Annotated in this window: 25 protein-coding genes and 1 pseudogene; 22 read left to right on the top strand and 4 right to left on the bottom strand. The window is 72.8% G+C overall.

Annotated features, from left to right (window positions below; genetic code table 11):
- Positions 1-2: 2 nt before the first annotated feature.
- Positions 3-1730, bottom strand: a complete 1728-nt coding sequence (locus O7620_RS16965; RefSeq protein ID WP_278123751.1) for an alkaline phosphatase D family protein — start codon at positions 1728-1730, stop codon at positions 3-5.
- Positions 1731-1914: 184 nt separating this feature from the next.
- Here O7620_RS16965 and ftsY point away from each other — a divergent pair, with 184 nt between their 5' ends.
- The 9 genes from ftsY (at position 1915) to O7620_RS16920 (ending at position 13312) form a co-directional block, all read left to right on the top strand.
- Positions 1915-3105, top strand: coding sequence for a signal recognition particle-docking protein FtsY (ftsY, locus tag O7620_RS16960; RefSeq protein ID WP_151490815.1), 1191 nt, complete (start codon positions 1915-1917; stop codon positions 3103-3105).
- A gap of 6 nt (positions 3106-3111) precedes the next feature.
- Positions 3112-3975 (top strand): aminoglycoside phosphotransferase family protein, encoded by an 864-nt coding sequence (locus tag O7620_RS16955; RefSeq protein ID WP_192580334.1) that lies wholly within the window; start codon positions 3112-3114, stop codon positions 3973-3975.
- Between the two features lie 275 nt (positions 3976-4250).
- Positions 4251-5663, top strand: coding sequence for an ammonium transporter (locus O7620_RS16950; RefSeq protein WP_151490814.1), 1413 nt, complete (start codon positions 4251-4253; stop codon positions 5661-5663).
- 25 nt (positions 5664-5688) lie between these two features.
- The gene (locus O7620_RS16945) at positions 5689-6027 is read left to right on the top strand and encodes a P-II family nitrogen regulator (RefSeq protein WP_172862163.1); all 339 of its coding nucleotides are present in this window, start codon (positions 5689-5691) and stop codon (positions 6025-6027) included.
- A gap of 16 nt (positions 6028-6043) precedes the next feature.
- Entirely contained in the window at positions 6044-8320 is a 2277-nt protein-coding gene (locus O7620_RS16940; protein WP_278123750.1) for a [protein-PII] uridylyltransferase, read from the top strand.
- Positions 8321-8693: 373 nt separating this feature from the next.
- Positions 8694-9857, top strand: coding sequence for a sensor histidine kinase (locus O7620_RS16935; RefSeq protein WP_278123749.1), 1164 nt, complete (start codon positions 8694-8696; stop codon positions 9855-9857).
- Positions 9854-10510 carry a response regulator transcription factor gene (locus tag O7620_RS16930; protein ID WP_278123748.1) on the top strand — a complete coding sequence of 219 codons (657 nt, stop codon included), beginning with the start codon at positions 9854-9856 and terminating at the stop codon, positions 10508-10510. The genes O7620_RS16935 and O7620_RS16930 overlap by 4 nt, the downstream gene beginning before the upstream one ends.
- A gap of 114 nt (positions 10511-10624) precedes the next feature.
- Positions 10625-12178, top strand: coding sequence for a signal recognition particle protein (gene ffh / locus O7620_RS16925; protein ID WP_151493268.1), 1554 nt, complete (start codon positions 10625-10627; stop codon positions 12176-12178).
- A 54-nt stretch (positions 12179-12232) separates the two neighbouring features.
- Positions 12233-13312, top strand: coding sequence for an amidohydrolase family protein (locus tag O7620_RS16920; protein WP_278123747.1), 1080 nt, complete (start codon positions 12233-12235; stop codon positions 13310-13312).
- A gap of 497 nt (positions 13313-13809) precedes the next feature.
- On the opposite strand, the gene O7620_RS16915 is transcribed toward O7620_RS16920, so the two are convergent.
- Positions 13810-14412: a TetR family transcriptional regulator gene (locus O7620_RS16915; protein WP_151490312.1), complete on the bottom strand. Its 603-nt coding sequence runs from the start codon at positions 14410-14412 to the stop codon at positions 13810-13812.
- A 309-nt stretch (positions 14413-14721) separates the two neighbouring features.
- On the opposite strand from O7620_RS16915, the gene proS reads away from it, so the two are divergent.
- The 12 genes from proS (at position 14722) to O7620_RS16855 (ending at position 22906) form a co-directional block, all read left to right on the top strand.
- The gene (proS, locus tag O7620_RS16910; RefSeq protein WP_151490311.1) at positions 14722-16128 is read left to right on the top strand and encodes a proline--tRNA ligase; all 1407 of its coding nucleotides are present in this window, start codon (positions 14722-14724) and stop codon (positions 16126-16128) included.
- Positions 16129-16165: 37 nt separating this feature from the next.
- On the top strand, positions 16166-16786 hold the full coding sequence (locus O7620_RS16905) for a DUF402 domain-containing protein (protein ID WP_151490313.1): 621 nt from the start codon (positions 16166-16168) through the stop codon (positions 16784-16786).
- Positions 16787-17016: 230 nt separating this feature from the next.
- Positions 17017-17490: a 30S ribosomal protein S16 gene (rpsP, locus tag O7620_RS16900; RefSeq protein ID WP_151490310.1), complete on the top strand. Its 474-nt coding sequence runs from the start codon at positions 17017-17019 to the stop codon at positions 17488-17490.
- Entirely contained in the window at positions 17465-17725 is a 261-nt protein-coding gene (locus O7620_RS16895; RefSeq protein ID WP_172862164.1) for an RNA-binding protein, read from the top strand. Before rpsP ends, O7620_RS16895 begins: the two co-directional genes overlap by 26 nt.
- Positions 17725-18276, top strand: coding sequence for a ribosome maturation factor RimM (gene rimM, locus O7620_RS16890; RefSeq protein WP_278123746.1), 552 nt, complete (start codon positions 17725-17727; stop codon positions 18274-18276). Before O7620_RS16895 ends, rimM begins: the two co-directional genes overlap by 1 nt.
- Positions 18277-18286: 10 nt before the next feature.
- The gene (gene trmD / locus O7620_RS16885) at positions 18287-19060 is read left to right on the top strand and encodes a tRNA (guanosine(37)-N1)-methyltransferase TrmD (RefSeq protein WP_151490308.1); all 774 of its coding nucleotides are present in this window, start codon (positions 18287-18289) and stop codon (positions 19058-19060) included.
- A gap of 143 nt (positions 19061-19203) precedes the next feature.
- Positions 19204-19560, top strand: coding sequence for a 50S ribosomal protein L19 (rplS, locus tag O7620_RS16880; protein WP_030335223.1), 357 nt, complete (start codon positions 19204-19206; stop codon positions 19558-19560).
- A 181-nt stretch (positions 19561-19741) separates the two neighbouring features.
- Positions 19742-20611, top strand: a complete 870-nt coding sequence (gene lepB, locus O7620_RS16875; RefSeq protein WP_151490307.1) for a signal peptidase I — start codon at positions 19742-19744, stop codon at positions 20609-20611.
- Between the two features lie 10 nt (positions 20612-20621).
- On the top strand, positions 20622-21257 hold the full coding sequence (gene lepB, locus O7620_RS16870) for a signal peptidase I (RefSeq protein ID WP_151490306.1): 636 nt from the start codon (positions 20622-20624) through the stop codon (positions 21255-21257).
- Positions 21258-21306: 49 nt separating this feature from the next.
- Positions 21307-21780, top strand: coding sequence for an NUDIX domain-containing protein (locus O7620_RS16865; protein WP_278123745.1), 474 nt, complete (start codon positions 21307-21309; stop codon positions 21778-21780).
- Entirely contained in the window at positions 21774-22586 is an 813-nt protein-coding gene (locus O7620_RS16860) for a ribonuclease HII (protein ID WP_278123744.1), read from the top strand. The genes O7620_RS16865 and O7620_RS16860 overlap by 7 nt, the downstream gene beginning before the upstream one ends.
- Entirely contained in the window at positions 22583-22906 is a 324-nt protein-coding gene (locus tag O7620_RS16855) for a DUF2469 domain-containing protein (protein ID WP_007075222.1), read from the top strand. Before O7620_RS16860 ends, O7620_RS16855 begins: the two co-directional genes overlap by 4 nt.
- Before the next feature lie 52 nt (positions 22907-22958).
- On the opposite strand, the gene O7620_RS16850 is transcribed toward O7620_RS16855, so the two are convergent.
- Positions 22959-24086: a sulfite oxidase gene (locus O7620_RS16850; RefSeq protein ID WP_278123743.1), complete on the bottom strand. Its 1128-nt coding sequence runs from the start codon at positions 24084-24086 to the stop codon at positions 22959-22961.
- 226 nt (positions 24087-24312) lie between these two features.
- Between O7620_RS16850 and O7620_RS16845 the strand changes: the two genes are divergently transcribed.
- Positions 24313-25026, top strand: a complete 714-nt coding sequence (locus tag O7620_RS16845; protein WP_347403772.1) for a M23 family metallopeptidase — start codon at positions 24313-24315, stop codon at positions 25024-25026.
- 199 nt (positions 25027-25225) lie between these two features.
- Here O7620_RS16845 and O7620_RS32090 read toward each other — a convergent pair.
- Positions 25226-25921, bottom strand: a pseudogene (locus O7620_RS32090) (aminotransferase class V-fold PLP-dependent enzyme); the annotation flags it as partial.
- Between the last annotated feature and the right edge of the window lie 168 nt (positions 25922-26089).

Here is a 26089-nt window from a genome sequence, read left to right as displayed (position 1 = left end):
GACTACGGCGCGGTCGACCCGCCGCCGCCCGAGAGTCGGCGTCGCATCACCGGGCGTAGCAGACCGTCCTTCGTGGTGCCCTCGATGGTCACGTCAGCACCCCGCCCCTGATGGGTCAGCGTGGCGACCGCGTTGCCGAAGTAGGGGCCGGCCAGCTTGCGCCAGCGCACCCCCGGGCGGCGGACACCCGCCGAGCGGGCCAACGCCCGGGTCGCCCCGGCCGGCCCGGCCGACCAGCCCAGCCGCATCAACGGACGGATGCCGGCCGGCACCTGGTTGTGGATCGGCGAGCAGGTGAGCTGGTGTACGGGAGTGACCACCGCCGGGTCGGCGAACCGAGCCCGCGCCACGTACGAGTGGTGCACGTCCCCGGAGAGCACGCTGATCGACGCCGGCGGGGCGTACGCCGGACCGGCGCCCACCCGTGCGCCGGACTCCCTCGGGGTGCCGGTGCCGATCCGGGCGAACGTCTCCGCCATCGCCTCGAAGGAGCGCCGGAACGCGGCCCAGTGCTCCAGGTCCAGTGCGCGGCGCAGCTTCTCCGCCCCGCGCGCCACCCACGGCCGGCGCGAGTCCGCCAACTTCTCGTTCCATGCCTCGATGTGGTGGATGCCCTGCGGCAGCAGCCACGGCAGCGAAGCGCCGACCACCAGGTGGTCGTAGATCCCGTGCGCCTGGTCGAGGAACCAGGACCACTCACCCGGCGGCAGCATCGCCCGGCTGCCCGCGTCGAGCACCCGGCTGCACCGGTTGTCCAGCATGACCAGCCGGGTGCGTCCCAGGTCCAGTGCGTAACTCCACTGGTACTGCACGGCGCGCCAACGCTCCGTGTCGTGCGCCAGGTCGGACTCCTGATCCACCCGGTGCCCGAACTCGCGCAGTACGCCGGTCGCGTCCTCGGCGGCGGCGACCTTCGCGAAGACCGGGTCGGCGGCGATCTCGTCGGGGGACAGGTTGCCCAGATGCTGGTAGACCCAGTACGAGGCCAGCCCGCTGCCGATCCGCTCCGGCCACCACGGCTGCTCGCGCATCTCGGCACGCCACGCCGCCGAGGTGTTCCAGTCGTCGATGATCTCATGATCGTCGAAGATCATCACGCTCGGCACGGTGGACAGCAACCAACGGATCTCCGGATCGCGCCACGACTCCAGGTAGAGCTTGGTGTACTCGTCGAAGCTCACCACCTGGTCGGCCGGGGCACCCTTGGGCCGCCGCCGGCGCCGGCGCAGCAGCCGGCGCACCGTGGGCGAGGTGACGTCGGCGTAGACCTGGTCACCGAGCAGCACCAGCAGGTCGGGCAGCGGGTTGGACTCCGGGTCGGCCATCAACCGCCGGGCGTACGCGTCGAGCGCGTCCGGCGGCAGCTTGCGGGTGGTGGCGTGCTGGGTGGTCTCCCGGCACGAGCCGAAGATCAGATTGACCGGCTGGTCCCGGTCGTCGGCGGCCCGGGTGCGGATCACGCTCGGCGGGAAGCCGCTGCTCGGCACCGGCCAGACCACCTCGTCGTCGACCAGCACCTCGTAGGTGGTCGCGCTGTCCGGGGTGAGCCCCTCCACCACGACCAACGCGTAGTGGTGGTCGTACGCAGAGAAGGTGGGTGCGGTGCCGGTGGCCCCGTCGGCGGTGCGGACGGTGACCACGGCGGGCGCCGCCGTCTCCACCCAGATCGTCGCCCGGGTGTCCACCACTCGCCGCAGGAGTGGGCCGATGAGAAGGTGTGCGGCGGGCATGCGGCCGAGCCTACCGCCGGTTCCCCGCACCGGCCGCGTGCGGTGGCTGAGACCCCGGGCGTCGCCCGGCCGGCGGTTGGCTGCGATCCCGGGCGTCGCCCGGCCGGCGGTCGGCTGCGATCCCGGGCATCGCTCGGGGTGCGGTGGCTGGGACGCCGCCGCCGGCATCTGACAGGATTCCGGCATGGCCGAATATCTCGTCCTCGCTCTGGTCCTGCTCGGTGTGCTGATCGCCGGCACAGTCGGGCTGGTCGTGCCGCGTCTGCGGCGGCGGCCCGAGCCTCCGCTGCCACGCACCGAGGTCGACACCCGGGCCGAAGAGGATCTCGCCGGCCCACCGGTCGAGGCACCCGAGTCCGATCTGTCCACCGGTGTCCTGGTCGAACCGCCGCCGGTGCTCGAGGCGCCCGCGCCGACCGTGGAGGTGCCCGAGCCGACCGCCGGGCGGCTCGTCCGGCTCCGCTCGCGGCTGTCCCGCTCGCAGAACGTCTTCGGCAAGGGCCTGCTCGGCCTGCTCGCCCGCGACCACCTCGACGAGGACGTCTGGGAGGAGATCGAGGACAGCCTGATCACCGCCGACGTCGGCGTCGACGCCACCCGCGACATCGTCGACCGGCTCCGCGAGCGGACCCGGGTGCTGGGCACCCGCTCGGCCTCCGAGCTGCGCGCGCTGCTCGCCGCCGAGCTGGTCAACGCGCTCGACCCGACCCTGGACCGCTCGCTGCGGACCGCCCCGAAGGACGGCGTCCCCGCGGTGGTCCTGGTCGTCGGCGTCAACGGTGCCGGCAAGACCACCACCTGCGGCAAGATCGCCCGGGTGCTGGTGGCCGACGGCCGCACCGTACTGCTCGGCGCCGCCGACACCTTCCGGGCCGCCGCCGCCGACCAGCTGGAGACCTGGGGATCGCGCGTCGGCGCGGAGACCGTCCGTGGCCCGGAGGCCGCCGACCCGGCCAGCGTCGCGTTCGACGCGGTCAAGCGCGGCATCGACACCGGCGTGGACACCGTGCTCATCGACACCGCCGGCCGCCTGCAGAACAAGGTCGGCCTGATGGACGAGCTGGGCAAGGTCAAGCGCGTGGTGGAGAAGCAGGGTCCGATCGACGAGACACTGCTCATCCTCGACGCCACCACCGGGCAGAACGGCCTGGAGCAGGCGCGGGTCTTCACCGAGGTGGTCAACGTGACCGGCGTGGTGCTGACCAAGCTCGACGGCACCGCCAAGGGCGGCATCGTGATCGCCGTGCAGCGCAAGCTCGGCATCCCGGTGAAGCTCGTCGGCCTCGGCGAAGGCAAGGACGATCTGGCCCCGTTCGACCCCGCGCAGTTCGTTGACGCGTTGCTGGGGACCGAGGCCACCGGACGGGACGCGTAGTCTCGGGTGACCACTGACGATCGCGCGTACGCGGGCTGGCGTGACCCCGGCCACCCCTCGCAGCGCCTCGGGAGACCGTACGTGACTTCGCAGGAGATCCCGCTGCACGGCGGCAACGTGAGCACCGTCGTCCGCGTGGGGGACACGGTCCGTCGCAACGCCGGACCGTGGACCCCGTCCGTGCACGCCCTGCTGCGTCACCTGGAGTACGTCGGGTTCACCGGGGCGCCCCGGGCGCTCGGTATGGACGAGCGCAACCGCGAGGTGCTGTCGTACCTGGAGGGGGAGTGCGGGGAGTACCCGCTCGCCCCGCACTGGGTGACCGACGAGGCGCTGGTGACCGTCGCCACCATGCTGCGGATGTTCCACGACGCCCAGTACGGCTTCACGCCGCCGCCGGGAGCGGTCTGGCGCTCGTTCGGGCCGCCGCCGCCGGACACCGAGGTGATCTGCCACCACGACGCCGCGCCGCACAACGTGATCTGGCGTCCGGACGGCACGCTGGGGCTGATCGACTTCGACCTCGCGTCGCCCGGCGCCCGGATCTACGACGTGGCGTACGCGGCCTGGACGTGGGTGCCGATCTTCGCGGACCGGGATTCGATCACGCTGGGCTGGAAGCGTCCGGACCGGCCGCGCCGGTTGCGCCTCTTCGCCGACGCGTACGGGCTGATCCCTCGGGACCGGCACCGGCTGATCCGGACCATCCGCAAGCGGATCGTGGACCACGTCGAGGGGATCCGCCGGATGGCCGCGGCCGGTGAGCCGGCGTTCGTCCGGATCGTGCACAAGGGGCACCTGCGCCGGCCGATGCGCGACCTGCGGCTGCTCGACTACGAGCGGCACGCCCTGGAGAACGCCCTCCGCTGAGCGGTGACCGGTCGATGCTCGGGCGGTCCCGGCAAGCGGGCCTGCCGATGGGCCTGGCCGGTCAGCCATCGACGCCCGCCGTCCGGGCGATCCACCACCGTCCATGCCGCGTACTGTGCGGAATTCGTGACACGTACGAAACAACCCGTCACCAAACGGAAACCAGCACGGGACCCTGGGTGAAACAGCCGGCCGCGAAGCTTCCGCGCAACCGGCCTACGGGCGACGCTGCCCCGGAAAGCCGCGAAGGAGGACTTCACCTTTAGGAGGCCAGCGTGCCTGAAGCACCGACGATCGACGGCGCCAATACCACGTGGCTGCTGGTTTCGACCGCGCTCGTGCTGCTCATGACCCCCGGACTGGCGCTGTTCTACGGCGGCCTCAACCGGGCCAAGGGCGTACTCAACATGATGATGATGAGCTTCTCCGCCATCGGGCTCATCTCTATTCTGTGGTGGTTCTACGGCTTCAGCGTCGCCTTCGGGACCGACGTGAACGGCTTCTGGGGCGACCCGGGCGCATACCTCGGCACCAAGACCTTCCTCGCCGAGACCGACCTGTGGGGTGCCACGGCGGAGAACCCCAGCGGCATCGGGATTCCGCTCTACGTGTTCATGGCCTTCCAGATGGTCTTCGCGGTGATCACCGTCGCGCTGATCAGCGGTGCCATCGCCGACCGGGCCAAGTTCGCCGGTTGGCTGCTCTTCGCGTTCGGCTGGGCCACCCTGGTCTACTTCCCGGTCGCGCACTGGGTGTGGGGCGGCGGCATCATCGGCGCCGACATCCACGCACTGGACTTCGCCGGTGGCACCGCGGTGCACATCAACGCCGGTGCGGCGGCCCTGGCCGTGGCTCTGGTGCTCGGCAAGCGACTCGGCTGGCCACGTGAGGGCATGAAGCCGCACAACATCCCGCTCGTCGCGCTCGGTGCCGGTCTGCTGTGGTTCGGGTGGTTCGGGTTCAACGCCGGCTCGGAGCTGACCGTCGACTCGGTCGCCGGTCTCGCCTTCATCAACACGCAGCTCGCCACGGCGGCGGCGGTGCTCGGCTGGATCGCGGTCGAGTGGATCAAGGACCGTAAGCCGACGATGGTCGGTGCCTCGTCCGGCGCCATCGCCGGCCTGGTCGCCATCACCCCGGCCTGTGGCTTCATCGCCCCGTGGGCGTCCGTCCTGCTCGGCATCATCGCCGGTGCGGTCTGCGCGCTCGCCGTCAGCCTCAAGTACCGGCTCGGCTACGACGACTCCCTCGACGTGGTCGGCGTGCACTTCGTCGGCGGCTGGATCGGGTCGCTCTGGCTCGGTCTCTTCGCCACCAACTCGGTCAACGCCGCGATCTCCGACGTGGTGGGCGCCTCGGACGGCCTCTTCTACGGCGGCGGCGCGACCCAGCTCGGGCGGCAGGCCCTCGCCGGCCTGATCGTCACCGCGTGGTCGTTCGGCATCGCCTGGGTGCTCGCCTTCGTCATCGAGAAGACCATCGGCTTCCGCGTCAAGGGCGAGGCCGAGGTCGAGGGCATCGACATCGCCGAGCACGCCGAGAGCAGCTACGACCTGTCCCCGGCGGGCGGCGGCACGGGCAGCGCGTTCGCGATGGCCGGCATCGGCACCCCCGGTGGCGGCACCACGAGCGCCGCCAAGCCGGAGGCGGAGCCCGCCGAGCCGGTCAGCGAAAAGGTCGCCGGTTAACGTTCCTGGGATGGAGGGGTTGGACATGAAGCTGGTGACCGCGGTCATCAAGCCGTACCAACTGGACGCGGTGAAGGAGGCCCTGCACGCCCTCGGGGTGGCCGGGCTGACCGTCAGCGAGGTGCAGGGGTACGGGCGGCAGAAGGGGCACACCGAGGTCTACCGGGGTGCCGAGTACACGGTCGAGTTCCTGCCCAAGATCCGGGTCGAGGTGCTCACCGACGAGATCGACGTGGACAAGGTGGTGGACGCCATCGTCGGCGCCGCCCGTACGGGCAAGATCGGCGACGGCAAGGTTTGGGTCACCGGTGTCGAGGAGGTCGTCCGGGTGCGTACCGGCGAGCGCGGCCTCGACGCTCTCTGATCCGGCCACGACCGACATGACCTCGTTGATCAACGGGAACGCGTCCGGGCACACCGGTGACGGTGACGCGAACCTCTTGATCAACGAGGTCGTCGGCGTACGCGGGGGGATCGGGGAGGCCGCTCGGCGGGGGCGGGCAGCCGCGTACGACACCTTTCTGCGCGGGCTGCTGCCGGCGCGCGACGGGGTGGCGTTGCTCGCCGTCGGCGGGTTGGGGCGGCGGCAGTGCGCACCGTACGGCGACCTCGACCTCGTCCTGCTGCACGCCGGGGTGCCCGGCACGGACGAGCTGGCCGCCTCGCTGTGGTACCCGATCTGGGACGCCGGCCTGCGACTCGACCACTCGGTACGCACCGTCTCCGAGGCGCTGTCCGTCGCCCAGGACGACGTCAAGGTCGCTCTCGGGCTGCTCGACGCCCGGCTGGTGGTCGGCGACCGGGCGCTGGCCGACTCACTGATCCGCACCGCCGCCGACCACTGGCGGCGTACCGCCGTGCGGCACCTGACCGGTCTGCGGGAGGTCACCGACGCACGCTGGCAGGCACACGGCGAACTCGCCTTCCTGCTGGAGGGCGACCTCAAGGAGGCCGCCGGCGGGCTGCGCGACGTGGGGTTGCTGCGCGCGATCTCCGCCGCCGGCATCACCGACGCGCTGCGCCCCGCCGTGCGCGCCGCCCACCTGCGCCTGCTGGACACCCGTGACGCCCTGCACGAGCAGGTCGGCCGCCGGGTCGACCGGCTCGTCGCCCAGGAACGCGACGGCGTGGCCACACTGCTGGGCCTGGAGGACGGCGACGCGCTGCTGCGCCGGGTCGCCGGGGACGCCCGTACGGTCAGCCACGCCCTGGACGACGCCTTCCGGGCCGCCGACCGGCTGCGCTCCGGCCGGTCCCGAGGCGGAAACGGTCGCCCCGCGCGCCGTCCGGTGGCCCGCGACGTCGTCGAACACGACGGTGAGCTGGTGCTCGCGCGGACGGCGATCGGAGCGCGCCCCGACCCGAGCCTGTCGCTGCGGATCGCCGCCGCGGCGGCCGCCACCCGGCTGCCGATCGCCCGAGCCACCTGCGAGTGGCTGGCGGCGTACTGCCCACCGCTGCCCGCTCCCTGGCCGGCCGAGGCCCGGGCCGCGCTGACCACCCTGCTCGGCGCCGGTGCCGGCCTGGTGCCGGCCTGGGAGACGTGCGACCGGTACGGGCTGGTCGACGGTTGGCTGCCGGAGTGGACCCGGCTGCGCAGCCTGCCCCAGCACAACCCGGTGCACCGCTACACCCTGGACCGGCACCTGGTGCAGACCGCTCACGAGGCCAGCCGGCACACCCGCGAGGTGGAACGCCCCGACCTGCTGCTGCTCGGTGCGCTGCTGCACGACATCGGCAAGGGCCTCCCCGGTGACCACAGCACCGTCGGGGTGCCACTCGCCGAGGCGGTGGCGACCCGGATCGGTCTGCCCGCCGCCGAGACCGAGCTGATCGGCACACTGGTGCGGCTGCACCTGCTGCTGCCCGACGTGGCCACCCGCCGGGACCTGGCCGACCCGGTCACCATCGCCTCGGTGGCGGAGGCCGTCGGTGACACCGGCACGCTCGATCTGCTGCACGCGCTGGTGCGCGCGGACGCGGCGGCGACCGGGCCGGCGGCCTGGTCGGACTGGAAGGGGCGGCTGGTCGCCGAGCTGGTCGCGCGGGTCCGTACCGCGCTGGACACCGGCGTCCTGCCCGAGCCGCCGGCCCCGGACCCGGCGCTGCTGGCCGGGCCGCTGCCGGTCGTCCACCTCACCGGGGACCGGGTGGCGGTGGCGGCGGCCGACCGGCGTGGTCTGCTCGCCACGGTGGCCGGCTGCCTGGCGCTGCACCGACTGGAAGTGATCTCCGCGGACGCCTCGGCGGTTGACGGCCGCGCTCTGGTCGAGTGCCGGGTGCAACCCCGCTACGGCCTACCGCCGGACCCGGTGCCACTTCGCGCTGACCTGCGCCGGGCCGTAGCCGGCGACGTGTCGGTCACCCAGCGGCTACGCGGCCGTGCCCTCGCCAGCCGTGGCGGCGGCGCGGCTCCCCGGGTGGTCTGGCACCGCGAGGCGGCCACCGACGCCGTGCTGCTGGAACTGCGCGCCGCCGACGCCGCCGGACTGCTCTACCGGGTGACGTGCGCGCTCGACGAGGCCGGCGCCCTGGTCCGCGCGGCCCGGATCTCCACCCTCGGCGCCGACGTGGTGGACGCCTTCTACCTGGTCGGCGGATGGCCCGACGACGCCACCCGGGCCCGCCTGGAGGCCGCGGTCCTCGCCGCCGTCTGACCCCGGGATGTGCTTCGGATCCTCCAGGAGTTGCAGTTGCGGTTGCGGTTGCGGTTGCGGTTGCGGTCCCGAGCGGCAGGGCCCGCGCGCGTCGACGGGCCCGGCGCGTGCCGGGGCGAAGCCGTCTCCGTTGTGGGCCTGATGACTGTGCGGCATCAATATGCCGCACAGTCATCACGCTCACGGGGGCATCCGCCACCGGCTGCCGGCTGCTCTCTCCGCCGTCAGCGTGCGCCGGTGGTGCTCAGCCCCGAGGGTGACAGCGGGACCGCCTCGCCCTCGCCGACGGCAAGGCCGGGTACGTCGCGGGACGTAGGAGCGGTGCCGCTCGTGGACGCACGTCGGGGAGCGTCGGCGCGGGCAGAATGACGGCATGCGGCAGAGTGGTCGGCACGGGCGGCGGGACACGGCGGCGGACGCCGCGCTCGCCCTGGTGCTGCTCGGGTTCGGGCTGCTCGCCACCGGTCTGGCCGGCGACAATCAGCCGGGGTCCACGCCGGTCGACACCACCTGCCGGGTGCTGCTCGCCGTCGCCGCGCTCGCCCTGGTGGTCCGGCGCCGCACTCCGGTCGTCACCCTCGCCGTGGTCACCGTGGCCACCTCGACGTACCTGGTGATCGGCTACCCGTACGGGCCGATCCTGCTCACGTTCCTGATCGCGGTGTACACCGTGGCGGTGTGGCTGCCGGTGCGTCCGGCGGCGCTCGCCACCGGTGCCGCGTTCGCGCTGTTGTTGGCGCACGTCTTCTTCGGTCGGGGCCCGGCCCCCGGTTGGGCGGGAGTGTTGCCCGCGTCGGCCTGGGTGGTCGTACCGTTCGCGGTGGGGGTGGTGGTGCGGGTGAGTCGTGAGGCGACCGCGCGCACCCGTGCCGAAGAGGCCCGCAGCCGTGTCGAACAGGCGCGACGGCAGGCCGACGAGGAGCGGCTGCGCATCGCGCAGGAGGTGCACGACGTGGTGGGGCACGGGCTCGCCGCGATCAGCATGCAGGCGGAGATCGCCCTGCACCTGCTGCCGAAGCGGCCGGAGCAGGCGGAGGTGGCCCTGACCGCGATCAGCCGGACCAGCCGGGAGGCCCTGGACGAACTGCGGGTCACCCTCGGCGCGGTGCGGCGGGGCGCGGAGCGTGAGCCGGTACCCGGCCTGGCCCGCCTCCCGGCGTTGCGCGAGCGGCTCGCCGGGGCCGGGCTCGCCGTCGAGGTACGCGTGGTCGGTGACCCCCGGGAGTTGCCCGCCGCGGTGGACCTGGCCGCGTACCGGGTGGTGCAGGAGGCGTTGACCAACGTGCTGCGGCACGCGGGGGTGGCGAGCGCGGAGGTGACCGTGGGCTACCGCGCGGACGAGGTGACCGTCGAGGTCACCGACCGGGGGGTGGGGACGGGCCGCGCCGGGGCTGCTCCGGTCGACGACGAGGGCGGTCACGGTCTGGCCGGGATGCGGGAGCGGGTCGCGGCGCTGGGCGGACGGTTGACCACCGGGCCGCGCGCCGGGGGCGGGTTCCGGGTGTACGCCGGGCTGCCCGTGGAGCCCGCGACGTGATCCGGGTGCTGATCGCCGACGACCAGGACCTGGTCCGGCTCGGGCTGCGCGCGCTGGTGGAGAGCGAGGACGACCTGGCGCTGGCCGGCGAGGCGGCCGACGGCCTGCGGGCGGTGGAGCTGGCCCGGCGGGAACGGCCGGACGTGGTGCTGATGGACATCCGGATGCCCGGCATCGACGGCATCGAGGCGACCCGCCGCATCGTCGCCGACCCCGACCTGACGGGTACGCGGGTGGTGGTGCTCACCACCTTCGAGTTGGACGAGTACGTCTTCGACGCCCTGCGGCAGGGTGCGAGCGGGTTCCTCACCAAGGACACCCGGCCGGCCGAGTTGCTGCGCGCGATCCGGCTGGTGGCCGAGGGGGAGGCGTTGCTGTCGCCGTCGGTGACCCGGCGGGTGGTGCGGGAGTTCGCCACCCGACCGTCGCGGGTGCCCCGTCCGCACCCCCGGCTGGACACGCTCACCGACCGGGAGCGCCAGGTGGTCGGCCTGGTCGGTGAGGGGCTGAACAACGAGGAGATCGCCGCCCGGTTGGTGGTCAGCCCGGCGACCGCGCGGACCCACGTCAGCCGGGCGATGGGCAAGCTGGGAGCCCGGGATCGGGCCCAGCTCGTCGTCTTCGCGTACCAGTCGGGGTTGGTCTCGGGGTGAGGGCCGGGCCGGGCGACAGCGGCCCCGCGGCCGGGCGGCTACCCTAGCGGTGGCCGGACTCCGCACTGCCGGCCGCGTTGTGCCCGCCGGAACACTGACAAACGGGATGTTCGCGTGTTTGACACCTTGAGTGACCGCCTGTCCGGGATCTTCACCAAGCTCCGCGGCAAGGGGCGGCTCACCGACGCCGACATCGACGCCACCGCGCGCGAGATCCGCCTCGCGCTGCTGGAGGCGGACGTTGCGCTGCCGGTGGTCAAGGGCTTCATCGCGGCCGTCAAGGAGCGCGCCCGCAGCGCCGAGGTCTCGCAGGCGCTGAACCCGGCCCAGCAGATCATCAAGATCGTCAACGAAGAGCTGATCAACGTGCTCGGCGGTGAGGGCCGGCGACTCCAGTTCGCCAAGCAGCCGCCCACCGTGATCATGCTGGCCGGCCTCCAGGGTTCCGGTAAGACGACCCTGGCCGGCAAGTTGGCCCGCTGGCTCAAGGGCCAGGGGCACCAGCCGCTGCTCGTCGCCGCCGACCTCCAGCGTCCCAATGCCGTCGGGCAGCTCCAGGTGCTCGGTGGTCGGGCCGGCGTCGAGGTGTACGCCCCGGAGCCCGGCAACGGCACCGGTGACCCGGTGCAGGTGGCGCGCGCGTCGATCGAGCACGCGAAGCGTGCCGCCCGCGACATCGTCATCGTCGACACCGCCGGCCGGCTCGGCATCGACGCCGAGATGATGCAGCAGGCCGCCGACATCCGCGACGCCGTCTCGCCGGACGAGGTCATCTTCGTCATCGACGCGATGGTCGGTCAGGACGCCGTCCGCACCGCCGAGGCGTTCCGTGACGGCGTCGGCATCACCGGTGTGGTGCTCTCCAAGCTCGACGGCGACGCCCGCGGTGGCGCCGCGCTGTCGGTGCGCGAGGTCACCGGGCAGCCGATCCTGTTCGCCTCCACCGGCGAGAAGTTGGAGGACTTCGACGTCTTCCACCCCGACCGGATGGCCAGCCGGATCCTCGGCATGGGCGACGTCCTCACTCTGATCGAGCAGGCCGAGCAGGCCTTCGACTCCGATCAGAAGGAGAAGATGACCGCCAAGCTGATGGGCGGTGAGCAGTTCACCCTGGACGACTTCCTCGACCAGCTCATCGCGGTGCGGCGGATGGGCCCGATCGCCAACGTGCTGGCCATGATGCCCGGCATGGGGCAGATGAAGGACCAGCTCGCCGAGCTGGACGACAGCCACTTCGACCGGGTCACCGCGATCATCCGGTCGATGACCCCGGGCGAGCGGACCAACCCGAAGATCATCAACGGCTCCCGCCGGGCGCGTATCGCCAACGGCTCCGGGGTCACCGTGATGGACGTCAACCAGCTGCTCAACCGCTTCGCCGACGCGCAGAAGATGATGAAGCAGATGGGCGGCATGATGGGCCTGCCCGGCGGCGGCCGGCGCAAGGCGACCAAGTCGCCGAAGAACAAGCGCAAGGGCACCAAGGGTGGCGGTCGGCCGCGTACCGGTGCCGGCCTTCCGGGCGGCCTCCCGGGTGGCATGCCGCAGCTCCCGCCGGGGATGGACCCGAACGACCTCGCCGGTGGCCAGGGCCTGCCGCCCGGCTTCAAGCTTCCAAAGATCGACTTCAACAAGCTCGGCAAGGGCGGCGACAACCGCCCCCGCTGACGCGTGTCGGTGGCGGCGTCGCGGACCCCGAGGTGATCGGGTAGGACTGTGCGCATGGCTCTTCACGTGCGTGGTGTGCTGCTCCCCGACGACGAGGTCCGGGATCTCTGGCTGGTCGGCGACCGGGTGACCTTCACCCCGGTGCCCGAGGCGGAGACCGTGGTCGACGGCGGCTTCGTCCTGCCGGGGCTCGTTGACGCGCACTGCCACATCGGCATCGCCCGAGGTGGCGCACCGATCACCTCGCTCGACCAGGCCCGCGAGTTGGCCCACGTCGACCGGGACGCCGGGGTGCTGGCGATCCGCGACGCCGGTTCGCCGTACCCGTACCCCGACCTCGACGACGAGCCGGACCTGCCGCGACTGGCCCGCGCCGGCCGGCACGTCGCGCCGCCGAAGCGCTACCTGCGCGACATCGGCGTGGAGGTCGGTGCGGCCGAGGTCGCCGCCACGGTGGCCGCGCAGGCACGGGCCGGCAACGGCTGGGTCAAGCTGGTCGGCGACTGGATCGACCGTGGCGTGGGCGACCTGGCGCCGTCCTGGGACGCGGACACCCTCACCGCCGCCGTGCGGGCCGCGCACGACGCCGGGGTACGGGCCGCGGTGCACACCTTCTCCGAGTCGGCGGTCGAGATCATGGTGCGGGCCGGGGTCGACTCGGTAGAGCACGGCACCGGGCTCAGCCTCGACCTGATCGACGAGATGGCCCGCCAGGGCACCGCCCTGGTCCCCACAATGATCAACATTGCCACCTTCGGAGGCATCGCCGAGCAGGCGCGGGCCAAGTTCCCCGGGTACGCCGAGCACATGCTCTCGTTGCGCGACCGCTTCCCCGAGGTGGTGCGCGCGGCGCACGAGGCGGGCGTACCGATCTACGTGGGCACCGACGCAGGCGGTGGCATCGACCACGGGCTCGCCGCCGACGAGATGCTGCTGCTGCACGAGCAAGCCGGCATGGCACCGCTCGACGTGCTCGCCGCCGCCTCCTGGCGTGCCCGGGACTGGCTCGGCTTCCCCGGCCTGGTCGAGGGCGGCCTCGCCGACCTGACCGTCTACCCCGAGGATCCCCGCCGCGACCTACGCGTCGTCCGGGCTCCGTCCCGCACGATCCTGCGCGGCCGAGTGATCCGCTAACCGTCCCGTCCCCGTCCCCGCCCCCGCCCTGCTCCGCGCCGCGCCGCTCGTGCTCCGCGCCGGGCGCCGCTCGTGCTCCGCGCCGGGCGCCGCTCGCGCGACGCGCCCCTCGCAAGATCGCGCTCGATCCAGGATGTAGTGGCCTCGGCGACCTGGGATGCCACTACATCCAGGATCGAGCGCGATCTTGGCGCGGAGGGCCGAGATCGACGAGGAAGATCCGCGCAACATCAGGGATAGTGCTGCCTCCAGCGGGCGGGAGGCAGCACTATCCCGGAAGTTGCGCGGATCTTGGGGCTGGGCGGGGCGCGGGGGCGGGGCGGTGTGGCGGCGCGGGGCTGCGGGCAGCGCGGCGGGGGGTGTGGCGGCGCGGGGCTGCGGGCAGCGCGGGGGCGGGGCGGTGTGGCGGCGCGGGGCTGCGGGCAGCGCGGCGGGGCGGCGGGGCGGGGTGTGCGGCGCGTGGCGGGGTAGGGGCGTGCCGGGGTACCCGGGGCTGGTCAGTGGGTGAGGCGGGCTGCGGCGCTGAAGAGGTGTACGGCCAGGTCGGCCAGGGCCGTGGCGGTCTGGTCGATCGGGGAGCGGGGGAGCACGATGTGGCTCACCACGAGCCGGACGATCGTGTCGGCGGCGAAGGCCAGCGCGGCCTGGTCCGCTCCCGGCAGGTGGTCGCCGGCCCAGTCGATCAGCGCGCCGGACGCCTCGGTGAGCACGACCTCGGCCCGGGTGGTGAGGTACGGGAGCAACTCGTCGGAGCCGCCTCGGGCACTGGTCAGGATGGCTTTGACCAGCGGGTTGTCGGCGGCCGTGGTGAGGGTGTGCGCGATCGCCGCGTGTGCGCCGGCGCGTACGTCGGAGCCGTGCGCGAGCAGGGCGGCCCGGACGTCGCCGACGAACCGGTCCACCTCGCGGCGGGCGAGCGCCTCGGCCAGCCCCGCCTTGCTGCCGAACTCGTTGTAGACGGTCTGCCGGCTCACCCCCGCCGTGGTGGCCACCCCGCCCATCCGGACCGCGTCCCAGCCTGCGGCGATGGTCCGCGCGCGGGCGGCGTCCACGATCGTGTCCCGCAGCCGCTGGCGGGGCGAGTCCGTCGATGTAGTCATGGTGGTCGAATTCTACGGGCGGTCCGCCGGCCCGCCCAGCGTCGAGCTGCCACCGCGACCCCGCGGGCCCGTCCCAGCGTCGAGCTGCCACCGCGACCCCGCGGGCCCGCCAGCGTCGAGCCGCGCGGCCCGCCCAGCCCGCCGGTCCGTGCGCTGGCCGGTCCGTGCGCTGGCGTGCGTGGTCGAGCCGCCAGCACGGGCTGGTAGCCCGCGCGGCACCGCCACCGGTCGCGGTGGCGGGCGGGTGCAACACGGCACGACGGCTCCCGGGCGCGGCGTCGCACCGCGTGACGCATAGGATGTGCGGTCATGGCACGCGTGCTCACTCCCCGCGCGGAGGACTTCCCCCGCTGGTACCAGGACCTGATCGCCAAGGCGAAGCTGGCCGACAACGGCCCGGTCCGCGGCACCATGGTCATCCGACCGGCCGGCTACGCCATCTGGGAGCGGATGCAGCTCGAGATGGACGCCCGGATCAAGGCGGCTGGCGCGGAGAACGCGTACTTCCCGCTGTTCATCCCGGAGAGCTACCTCAAGCGTGAGGCCGAGCACGTCGAGGGCTTCTCGCCGGAGTTGGCGGTGGTCACTCACGGTGGCGGCAAGCAGCTCGCCGAGCCGGTGGTGGTGCGCCCCACCAGCGAGACGGTGATCGGCGAGTTCATGGCCAAGTGGATCGACTCGTACCGGGACCTGCCGCTGCTGCTCAACCAGTGGGCGAACGTGGTCCGGTGGGAGCTGCGGCCACGGATCTTCCTGCGTACCAGTGAGTTCCTCTGGCAGGAGGGGCACACCGCGCACGCCACCCGCGAGGACGCGCGGGCGTACGCGCGGCGGATCCTGCACGAGGCGTACGAGGACCTGATGGTCAACGTGCTCGGCATCCCGGTGGTGGTGGGCCTGAAGACGGCCCGTGAGCGGTTCGCGGGCGCGACGGCCACGTACACCTGCGAAGGCATGATGGGCGACGGCAAGGCGCTGCAGTTGGGCACGAGCCACGAGCTGGGCCAGAACTTCGCCAAGGCGTTCGACATCAGCTACTCCTCGAAGGAGGGCGGTCGGGAGCACGCCTGGACCACCTCGTGGGGCACGTCGACCCGGATGCTGGGCGGCCTGATCATGGCGCACGGCGACGACAACGGTCTGCGGGTGCCGCCGCGGCTGGCGCCCATCCAGGCGTACGTCATGATCGTCAAGGACGGCGAGGGCGTCGCCGAGGCGGCGGCCAAGCTGCTCGACGGCCTGCGGGACGCCGGTGTCCGGGTCGCGCTCGACGACCGGACCGACACCGCGTTCGGCCGCCGGGCCGTCGACGCCGAGCTGCGTGGCTATCCGGTACGCGTCGAGGTCGGCCCCCGTGACCTGGCCGTCGGCAACGCGACGGTGGTGCGCCGTACCGACGGGTCGAAGGCCCCGACGCCGGTCGCCGACGTGGTCGGCGCGGTCCTCGCCGCGCTGGAGGCCGACCAGCAGGTGCTGCACGACCAGGCGTTGGCCAACCGCCAGTCGCGCACCGTGGAGGTGGCCACGCTCGCCGAGGCGATCGACGCCGCCGCGACCGGTTGGGCCCGGGTGCCGTGGTCGGTGGTCGGCGTGGCCGGCGAGGCCGAGGCGAACGGCCAGGGCGTCACGGTGCGCTGCCTGTTGCGTGCCGACGGCTCGGTACCGGACTCGGAGGACGAGCCGGACTTGGTCGCCATCCTCGCCCGCGCCTACTGAGGTGCTCGTCGACCGGTTCGAGCCGGGCCGGCTGATCATGCACCGGAACGTGCGGCACGGCCGGATCGGGTGGGTCCGGCCGGGCCGGGTGGTCAGCGACGACGAGCGGGGTCTGCTGGTCTGGATCGCCCGGGACTCCCCGGTGGCCCACGAGGTGACCGACGCCGGCCTGAACATGCGGTCCGTGCCGTTCGCCCAGTGGATCTCGTCGTCGTACCGGCTGGCGCACGGGCGCTGGAACGGGCCGCCGCTGCTGAAGTTCCTGCCCACCGGGGCGGCGCACTCGGTGTGGTGGTTCCGCGATGCGCAGGGCCGCTTCGCCCACTGGTACGTCAACCTGGAGGAACCCGGCGTGCGCTGGGACGACGGCCCGGTGGCCGGCGTCGACGTGGTGGATCAGGACCTCGACGTGGTGGTACGCCCGGACCTCAGCTGGGAGTGGAAGGACGAGGACGAGTTCGTCGAGCGGCTCGCCTTCGGCGACGACTACTGGGTGAGCGACGAGAAGGCGGTCCGGGCCGAGGGGGAGCGGGTGATCGCCCTCGCGGAGGCTGGCGAGTTCCCGTTCGACGGCACCTGGCGCGACTTCACCCCGCCGTCAGACTGGGACGTACCGGACGAACTTCCGCCGGGATGGGACCGTCCGCCGGTGCGCTGAGGGGTGTTCCGGGTCACCGGTGCGGTGGTGTGCGGGTCCGATGCGGGAGATCGGCAGCGGATCTGGCAGAATGGGTCGCTGGTATCCGGCGCGCGTTCGGCGCCCTCTAACCCGGGCGCGTTGCCAGTCCACCGAGTAGTCTCCGGCCCAACCCCACTGTGCCGGTCGGCGCTCACCCATGCACACCGCCCGTACCGGGCCGGTGAGATCGCAACAGGAGCGAAACAACTGTGGCCGTAAAGATCCGGCTCCTGCGGATGGGCAAGATCCGCAACCCGCAGTACCGCATCGTCATCGCCGACTCGCGCACCAAGCGTGACGGCCGGGCGATCGAGTTCGTCGGGGTGTACCAGCCGAAGGAGGACCCTTCGGTCATCGAGGTCAAGTCGGAGCGGGTCCAGTACTGGCTGTCCGTCGGCGCCCAGCCGAGCGAGGCGGTGCAGCGGCTGCTGGAGCTGACCGGTGACTGGCAGAAGTTCAAGGGCCTGCCGGCCCCGCCGCCGCTGAAGGTCAAGGCCGAGCAGGTCGACCGCAAGGCGGCGTACGAGGCTGAGGCGAAGGCCGCCGCCGGGCTGGCCCCGGAGACCCCGGCCAAGCCGGCCAAGAAGGCCGCCAAGGCTGCCGAGGCTCCGGCCGAGGCGCCGAAGACCGAGGCTCCGGCCGAGGCCCCGGCTGCCGCTGCCGACGCCGGTGAGCAGGCCTGACATGCCTCTGCGTCCGGCGTTGGAGCACCTGGTCAAGGGCATCGTCGACCACCCGGATGACGTCCGGGTGCGGATGGTCGATTCCCGTCGGGGCAAGCGGCTGGAAGTCCGCGTGCACCCCGAGGACCTCGGCACGGTGATCGGGCGGTCCGGCCGGACCGCCAAGGCGCTGCGTCAGGTGATCGGCTCCATCGGCGGGCGCGGAGTACGCGTCGACATCGTCGACTCGTACTGATGCAACTCGTCGTCGGAAGGATCGGCAAGCCGCACGGTGTCCGCGGTGAGGTCACCGTGGAAGTGCGGACCGACGAGCCCGAAGCACGGTTCGCCCCGGGTTCGGTGCTGCGCACCGAACCCGGGGCGGTCCCGCCGCCGGCGGACGGTCCGGGTGGGCCGTTCCGGGTGCCGGCCGAGCTGACCATCGAGGAAGCCCGCTTTCACCAGGGCCGGATGCTCGTCGCCTTCGACGGGATCCTGGACCGCGACGCCGCCGAGGCGCTGCGGGGGACGCTGCTCGTGGTGGACAGCGCCGACGTCGACCCTCCGGAGGACCCGGAGGAGTTCCACGACCACCAGTTGGTGGGTCTGGCCGTGGTCACCCCTGCCGGCGAGCGGCTGGGCGAGGTGTCCCGGATCGACCACGCGCCCTCCTCCGACCTGCTGGTGCTGCGGCGGCCCGAGGGTCGTACCGCGCTGATCCCGTTCGTCCGGGCGATCGTTCCGGAGGTCGACCTGGCCGGTGGACGCGTGATCGTCGACCCGCCGGCCGGACTGCTCGATCTTTAGGACCACCCCCATGCGCGTCGACGTCGTGTCGATCTTCCCGGAGTACTTCGCCCCGCTGGACCTGTCGCTGATCGGTCGTGCCCGGGCCAACGGCGTACTCCAGTTCGCCGTGCACGACCTGCGGACCTGGACGCACGACGTGCACCGCACGGTCGACGACACCCCGTACGGCGGTGGCCCGGGAATGGTGATGCGGCCCGAGCCGTGGGGCGCGGCGCTGGACGCGCTCGCGCCGGCCGAGGCCCCGCCGCCCCGGCTGCTGGTGCCCTCGCCGGCCGGTGCCCCGTTCACGCAGGCCATGGCGCACGAGTTGGCGTCCGAGCCGCACCTGCTCTTCGCCTGTGGCCGGTACGAGGGGATCGACCAGCGGGTGTTGGCGCACGCGGCGACCCGGATGCCGGTCACCGAGGTCTCGCTGGGCGACTACGTGCTCTTCGGTGGCGAGGTGGCGGTGCTGGTGATCCTGGAGGCGGTCACCCGACTGCTGCCCGGGGTGCTGGGCAACGCCGGCTCGCTGGACGAGGAGTCGCACGCGCACGGGCTGCTGGAGGCGCCGATCTATACCAAGCCGCCGAGCTGGCGTGGGCACGACGTGCCGGAGGTGCTCCGCTCCGGCGACCACGGCAGGATCGCGCGGTGGCGGCGCGAGGAGGGGCTGCTGCGGACCGCCGCCCGGCGTCCGGACCTGCTGGCCGCGCTGCCGCCCGATCAGCTCGACAAACGGGACATCGCGGCACTGGATCGGGCCGGATTTCAGCTGCCGCCGGGGGATGTGGCAAAGTAGGGGGGTTGCCGCATCCGTCCGCGCCCGCGGGCGGCTGCGAGGATCCCCGACCGGGGTCGGCCCGCCGACCACCACCCGGGGATCAGAATCACCCACCCGCGCACCGAGTGACGGTGCGCCGTGAGCCTCACGAGGACGCAGCGATGAACATCCTGGACGCCCTTGACGCCCAGTCGAAGCGGACCGACCTTCCCGACTTCCGTGCCGGTGACACCGTCAAGGTGCACGCGCGGGTCGTCGAGGGCAACCGGTCCCGTGTCCAGATCTTCCAGGGCGTCGTGATCCGCCGTCAGGGTGACGGTCTGCGCGAGACCTTCTCGGTCCGCAAGGTCAGCTTCGGTGTCGGCGTCGAGCGGACCTACCCGCTCAACGGCCCGGGCATCGACCGGATCGAGGTCGTGACCCGCGGTGACGTGCGTCGCGCCAAGCTGTACTACCTGCGCGAGCTGCGCGGCAAGAAGGCCAAGATCAAGGAGAAGCGGGAGAAGCAGCCCAGCTGACTTCCCGCTCGCCACGCCGCCTGAGCTGCGCGTATGCCGTACCGACCGGACCGCACTACCCTGGTCGTACGGGCGCAGCCAGGCGGCGTTCCCGCCCACGTGGCGGGCAGCCGTCCACAACCGCCCGTGGAGCCTCGACGAGGCTCCCGGGCGGTGGTGTTTCTGCGGACCGGGGAGTGGCGTGGTGCAGACGCTTGACGAGGACGGCACCGTCGATCCGTGGCGCCGGCGGGTCCGCCGTGGCCGCCGCCAGATGCCCCTCTGGCAGGAGCTTCCGCTGCTGCTGGTGGTCGCGTTCTGCCTCGCGGTGCTGATCCGCACGTTCCTGCTCCAGGCGTTCTTCATCCCGTCCGGTTCGATGGAGGACACTCTCCTCATCGGTGACCGGGTGCTGGTCAACAAGGTCGTCTACGACGTCCGTGACCCGGTACGCGGCGAGGTGGTGGTGTTCCGGGGCACCGACCGCTGGGCGCCGCAGGTCGACGAGCAGCCGGAGCCGGGCTTCGCCGGCAAGCTCGCGCGTACCGTCGGCGACCTGGTCGGGGTGAGCCGCCCCGGTGAGAAGGACTTCATCAAGCGGGTCATCGGGCTTCCCGGCGACCGGGTGAAGTGCTGCGACACCCAGGGCCGGGTCACCGTCAACGGCACCCCGCTCAACGAGCCGTACGTCCTGCGGGACTCCCCGTTGGACCTGCCGCCCAACCCGCAGGAGTGCCGCTCCCGGCGCTTCGACGAGGTGGTCGTACCCCCGGGTCAGATCTTCGTCATGGGCGACCACCGCGAGGTCTCGCAGGACGCGCGCTGCCAGGGTCCGGTGCCGATCGACAACGTCGTCGGCCGGGCCTTCATGGTGGTGTGGCCGTCGTCGCGCTGGAGTGCCCTGTCGGTGCCGCCGACCTTCGAGGATGTGGCCGGGCCGGTCACGGCCTCGTCGGGTGCGCCTCCGGTCCGGCCGACCCCGCAGGGTGGTGTGCTGCTGATGCTTCCCCTGGCGGTGGCGCTGCGGGGTTCCCGCGCGTTCCGGACGGTGACGTCCAGTTCGGCAACGTAGGCTCCTTGGCGTGATTGACGAGCAGACCGACAAGCCGCGTAGCTCCTTCTGGAAGGAGCTGCCGATCCTGCTGGGTGTGGCGATCCTGGTCGCGGTGCTGGTCCGCGCCTTCGTGCTGCAGACCTTCTTCATCCCCTCCCCGTCCATGGAGAACACCCTCAAGATCGATGACCGGGTGCTGGTCAACAAGCTGGTCTACGATTTCCGGTCACCGCACCGCGGCGAGGTGATCGTGTTCAAGGCGCCGACGGAGTGGAGCGGCAACCCCGACGGTGAGGACTTCATCAAGCGGGTGATCGGCGTCGGCGGCGACCACGTGGTCTGCTGCGACCCGCAGGAGCGGCTGATCATCAACGGCACGTCGTTGGACGAGCCGTACATCTTCTCGATGGACGGCATCCGCGACAAGCCGGCCGACCAGGAGTTCGACATCACCGTGCCGAAGGGCCGGCTGTGGGTGATGGGCGACCACCGGTCGGCGTCGGGTGACTCGTTGGAGCACTGGCAGCAGTCCGGGCAGAACATCACCGAGGCCACGATTCCCGAGGGTGAGGTCGTCGGGCGGGCGTTCACCGTCTTCTGGCCGGTCAGCCGGGCCACCTGGCTGACCGTTCCGGAGCAGTTCGACGGCATTCCCAAGCCGTAGGACCGATGGGGGCGTGGGCGAACCGCCGCCGGTCTGGCAGGCTGGTGCGGTGACCGTCTACACCCCTCGACGCGCCGCCCGTGTGCTGCTCGTCGACGCGGCCGGTCGGGTGCTGCTCTTCCACGGCTTCGACCCGGCCCGTCCCGGGCACCGCTACTGGTTCACGCCGGGCGGCGGGCTCGACGCGGCGGAGTCGCCGGCGGCGGGCGCCGCCCGGGAGTTGGCCGAGGAGACCGGGCTGCGGATCGACCCCGCCGAGCTGGGCGAGCCCGTCTGGTCCGACACGACCGAGTTTCCGTTCGACGGCAACTTCTACCGCCAGGAACAGGACTTCTTCCTGCTCCGGGTGCCGTCGTGGCAGGTCGACACCATCGGCTTCAACGACATCGAGCAGCGCAGCATCGCCGGTCACCGCTGGTGGCCGCCGGCCGAGCTGGCCGCCAGCGGCGAGCGGTACTACCCACCCGAGCTGCCCGACCTGCTGGCCCGGCTCCTGCCGCCGGCTGCGGAGCCGTCGTGCTGACCCCGCCGCGCACCGTCGTACGCCGCGAGGCCGGGCTGTACGCGCTGGAACGAGCGCTGCAACGGCGCGGCTTCCGGCACGTGGCGGGTGCCGACGAGGCCGGCCGGGGCGCGTGCGCCGGCCCGCTGGTCGCCGCCGCCGCGGTGCTGCCGGAGGGGCGCCGTGGCGAGATCGACGGGCTGGCCGACTCCAAGCTGCTCACCCCGGCCAGCCGGGAACGGGTGTACGCGGAGGTCGTGGACCGCGCCCTGGCGTACGCCGTGGTGGTCATCCCGGCCGACGAGGTCGACGCCCGGGGCCTGCACGTGTGCAACCTGGCGGCGATGCGCCGGGCGCTCGCCTCGCTGACCACCCGTCCGGAGTACGTGCTGACCGACGGCTTCGGCGTGGACGGCCTGGGCGTGCCGGGGCTGGCGGTGTGGAAGGGTGACCGGGTCGCCGCCTGCGTGGCGGCGGCCAGCGTCCTCGCCAAGGTCACCCGGGACCGGATCATGGTGGAGCTGGACGAGGTGTTCCCGGCGTACGGGTTCGCCGAGCACAAGGGCTACATCACCCCGGAGCACAGCGCCGCCCTGCGGGAGCACGGGCCGTGCCGGGAGCACCGTTTCTCGTACGTCAATGTCGCCGCGGTTTCCGGCCGCGACGGCCGGCCCCCGCGCTCCCGCCGGCCCGCCGGTGTGGGTGCGGACGAGCCGATGGGGCGCTCCGGGGCGTCAGGGGGTACCGTCGGCGTGGCGTTGGGCGAGCAGCCTCGGCCTCCGGCGCCGGTGGGGGAAGATGTGGTCATGGAAGGCGGAGTGCGATGAGCGCGGAAGATCTCGAGAAGTACGAGACCGAGATGGAGCTTCAGCTCTACCGGGAGTACCGCGACATTGTCCGCCAGTTCTCGTACGTGGTGGAGACGGAACGTCGGTTCTACCTGGCCAACCAGGTCGACCTGCACGTGCGCAACTCCGACGGCGAGGTCTACTTCGAGGTCGAGATGCACGACGCGTGGGTGTGGGACATGTACCGTCCGGCCCGCTTCGTGAAGAACGTCCGAGTGATGACCTTCAAGGACGTCAACGTCGAGGAGCTGGAGAAGCCGGACATCTCGCTGCCCGCCGACTCCGGCTTCGGCGGCTGAGCGCACCACCCGGCCGCACTACGGGCCCCCCACCCGTGGCGTAGCCCGCCGGTCACTCGGCCGGCACCACGACCTCGACCCGTTGCACCAGGTTGTTGGCGAAGCCGCCCCGGTTCCACGGCTGCTCCACCGGCTGCGTCCGTCCGGACGCGTCGGTGGCCCGCGCGCCGAGCACGTACCGGCCCGGGGTGGCCGTCCACTCGTACCGCCACCGCCGCCAGGCGAAGTCGCCGCCGTCCGCCGGGTCCAGCTCCGCCGGCACCCAGCTCTGCCCGTCATCGGTGGTCACCTCCACGGCGACCACCGGCGCGTGCCCCGACCAGGCCCGACCGTCCACCGTGCACGGCCCCGCCCGCACCACCCGACGGCGGGACATGAAGTCGGGGAACCCGGGCGGGCGGACCAGCGCGCGGGGCTCGATCCGGGTGACCGGCGTGCCCGGGTCGTCGGCATCGCGGCGCAGCCGGTACGCCACCGCGTTCTGGTAGCCCTCGAACGGCTCGGTCCGGATCTCGATCGAGTGGAGCCACTTCACGTGCGCCATGCCGTACCAGCCCGGCACGATCAGTCGCAGCGGCGCGCCGTGCTGCGGCAGCAGGGGAGCACCGTTCATCTCGTACGCCAGCAGCACCTCCTCGCGCAGCGCGTCGGCGACCGGCAGCGCCCGCTGGTAGTCCTGCTCGATCCCGCGTTCGACACCGTGATCGGCGCCGGTGAAGACCACGTCGACCGCGTCCGGCCCGAGGCCCGCCTCGCGCAGCAGAGGAGCGAGGGGCGTACCCGTCCACTCGGCGTTGCCGACCGCCTCCACCAGCCACGGCTGGCTGACCGGCCGAGGGTGCAGCAGCGCCCGGCCGTTGCCGGCGCACTCCAGGGTGACCCGGTGGGTGACCCGGGGCCGCTCGCGCAACTCGGCCAGGGTGACGGCCAACGGCCGATCGACCGCGCCGTCGACGGTCAGTGTGTGCGTGGCCGCGTCCAGTTCCGGGATGTCGTAGTGGATCAGCAGGTAGTGCAGCCCGGCCGGGGTGACGTCGTAGCGCAGCGCCTCCAGCGGAATGCCGTGGTTACGGGCGGCGAGCTGCAACTCCTCCGCGCTGATCGCCTCATCCGGCTCCGCGAGCCGGGACGGGCCGCTCACGTCGGCCACCGTCGGCGTCCGGTCATCGACAGTCGTCATGCTGGCCTCCCCGGTCCGAGCGGCGGCGCGACACCGCACCCGGCCCAGCCTAGGCCCTCCGCGGCGGCCCGAACACGGCCCGGCCCGGACGGCGGGGTCAGCGGAAGCGACGTCCGCCATAGCAGATCATTGCCGCCTCTGGATGGTCGTCCACAGCACCTCCGGTTATCCACAGTTCCGTCGCCCGGGGTCGCGGAGGGCCCCGCCCCGGCCCGAGGCTGCCCTCATGCGACCGCCATCCGTCCCGCGCACCGTGCTGCTCTGTGCCGCGTTTCCCCTCGCGCTGACCGTCCAACTCTGCGGTCTGGCCGTCCTCGTGGCGGCGGTGCCCGGCCATCCGCCGGCGCAGGCTGTCCTGGCGTCCTCCTCGGTGGACGCCGGCCCGGGTCGGTTCCGCTGGCCGGTCGACGGGCAGCCCCGCCCGGTGCGCCGGTTCGACCCGCCACCCCGGCCGTGGCTGCCCGGGCACCGGGGCGTCGACCTGGCCGCCCCGCCGGGCGCGGTGGTCCGTAGCGCCGGGCCGGGCACCGTGCTCTTCGCCGGTCTGGTGGCCGGCCGGCCAGTGGTCACGGTGGGCCACGCCGACGGGCTGCGGACCACCCACGAGCCGGTCCAACCAGCCGTACGCGCAGGCCAGCCGGTCACCGCCGGCGCACCGCTGGGCGAGTTGCTGCCCGGGCATCCGGGCTGCCCGGTCGAGGCGTGCCTGCACTGGGGGCTGCGCCGGGGCGAGGAGTACCTCGACCCGCTCGCCCTGCTCGGCCTCGGCCCGGTACGCCTGCTCCCGGTCCGTGGCCTCAGCGCTGGGCGAGCAGCGCCGGCAGCCGCACGGCCAGCCGTTCGTACTCGTCGGCGGTGTTGTACACCTGACCGGTCAGCCGCAGCCACCCCCGGCCGTCCCAGCTCATCACGGCCACCTCGGTGGCCAGCCGCTCGCTGATCCGCGTCTGCAACGCCCGCGCCGCTTCGATGCTGAGCGCCGTGCCGGCCGGCAGCGGAATGAGGCGCAGCGCCACCCCCGGTCCGCCGGGGTCGGGCAACTGGGCGGGCGGCACCCCCAGGGCGTCCCCCACCACCCGCTGGCCGTACGCGGCGAGAGCGGCATTGTGCGCCCGCACCCGATCGACGCCGAGGCTACGCAACGTGAACAGCCCCGCCGGCGCCGCCAACCAGGACGTGTAGTCGAGGGTGGCCTGCCATTCCACCCGGGCCGGGTAACCGGATTCCTGCTCCCAGGACACCACCAGCGGCTCGATCCGGTCCCGCCACTGCGGGGCCACCGCCAGCAGGGCGGTCCCGCGCGGGGCGTACGCCCACTTGTGCAGGTTGCCCGCCCAGAAGTCGGCGCCGATGCTGCTCACCGTCGTGGAGAGCATGCCCGGCGCGTGCGCGGCGTCCACCAGCACCGGCACGCCGTGCTCGTGGGCCACCCCGACGATGGCGGCGGCGGGGAAAAGCTTGGCGGTGGCCGAGGTGAGCTGGTCGACGACGAGCAGCCGCGTCCTGCCCGGGCGCAGGCCGGCCCGGATGGTCTGGACGATCTGCTCGTCGGTGGCGGCCAGGGGGATCGGCAGGACACGGCTGACCGCCCCGATCCGCCGGCACTCCCGCTGGATGGACAGGCTGACCGCGCCGTACCCGTGGTCGGTGCTGAGCACCTCGTCGCCGGGTCGCAGGCCCACCGACTGGAGCACCACGGCGACGCCGGTGGTGGTGTTGCCGACCAGGGCACTGCCGTCCGGGTCGGCACCCAGGAACCCGGCGAGGTGCCGGCGGGTGTGCGCGACCCGGCCGACCAGCCCCTGGGTGAAGAAGCGCAGCGGATTGGCCTCCATCTCGTCGCGCAGCCGCTGCTGGACGCGCTGCACGCCGATCGGCACCGCGCCGAACGAGCCGTGGTTGAGATGGCTGACCGCCGGATCCAGGGAGAAGAGCAGGCGGGCGCCCGGGATCGGCTCAGGAGGCTGCGGGACGCTCACCCGATGATCGTAACCGTTCGGTGG

It is taken from the genome of Micromonospora sp. WMMD710 (assembly GCF_029626045.1).
In the GTDB taxonomy this organism is placed as follows: Bacteria; Actinomycetota; Actinomycetes; order Mycobacteriales; family Micromonosporaceae; genus Micromonospora.
Note: the sequence above shows the minus strand (reverse complement) of the source record. Positions and strands in the feature narration are given on the sequence as shown.

Coding starts and splice junctions, on each gene's coding strand:
- O7620_RS16965 (WP_278123751.1), bottom strand. CDS start 1,730: ATGCCCGCCGCACACCTTCTCATCGGCCCACTCCTGCGGCGAGTGGTG.
- ftsY (WP_151490815.1), top strand. CDS start 1,915: ATGGCCGAATATCTCGTCCTCGCTCTGGTCCTGCTCGGTGTGCTGATC.
- O7620_RS16945 (WP_172862163.1), top strand. CDS start 5,689: ATGAAGCTGGTGACCGCGGTCATCAAGCCGTACCAACTGGACGCGGTG.
- O7620_RS16940 (WP_278123750.1), top strand. CDS start 6,044: ATGACCTCGTTGATCAACGGGAACGCGTCCGGGCACACCGGTGACGGT.
- O7620_RS16935 (WP_278123749.1), top strand. CDS start 8,694: ATGCGGCAGAGTGGTCGGCACGGGCGGCGGGACACGGCGGCGGACGCC.
- O7620_RS16920 (WP_278123747.1), top strand. CDS start 12,233: ATGGCTCTTCACGTGCGTGGTGTGCTGCTCCCCGACGACGAGGTCCGG.
- O7620_RS16915 (WP_151490312.1), bottom strand. CDS start 14,412: ATGACTACATCGACGGACTCGCCCCGCCAGCGGCTGCGGGACACGATC.
- proS (WP_151490311.1), top strand. CDS start 14,722: ATGGCACGCGTGCTCACTCCCCGCGCGGAGGACTTCCCCCGCTGGTAC.
- O7620_RS16905 (WP_151490313.1), top strand. CDS start 16,166: ATGCACCGGAACGTGCGGCACGGCCGGATCGGGTGGGTCCGGCCGGGC.
- rimM (WP_278123746.1), top strand. CDS start 17,725: ATGCAACTCGTCGTCGGAAGGATCGGCAAGCCGCACGGTGTCCGCGGT.
- trmD (WP_151490308.1), top strand. CDS start 18,287: ATGCGCGTCGACGTCGTGTCGATCTTCCCGGAGTACTTCGCCCCGCTG.
- rplS (WP_030335223.1), top strand. CDS start 19,204: ATGAACATCCTGGACGCCCTTGACGCCCAGTCGAAGCGGACCGACCTT.
- O7620_RS16855 (WP_007075222.1), top strand. CDS start 22,583: ATGAGCGCGGAAGATCTCGAGAAGTACGAGACCGAGATGGAGCTTCAG.
- O7620_RS16850 (WP_278123743.1), bottom strand. CDS start 24,086: ATGACGACTGTCGATGACCGGACGCCGACGGTGGCCGACGTGAGCGGC.
- O7620_RS16845 (WP_347403772.1), top strand. CDS start 24,313: ATGCGACCGCCATCCGTCCCGCGCACCGTGCTGCTCTGTGCCGCGTTT.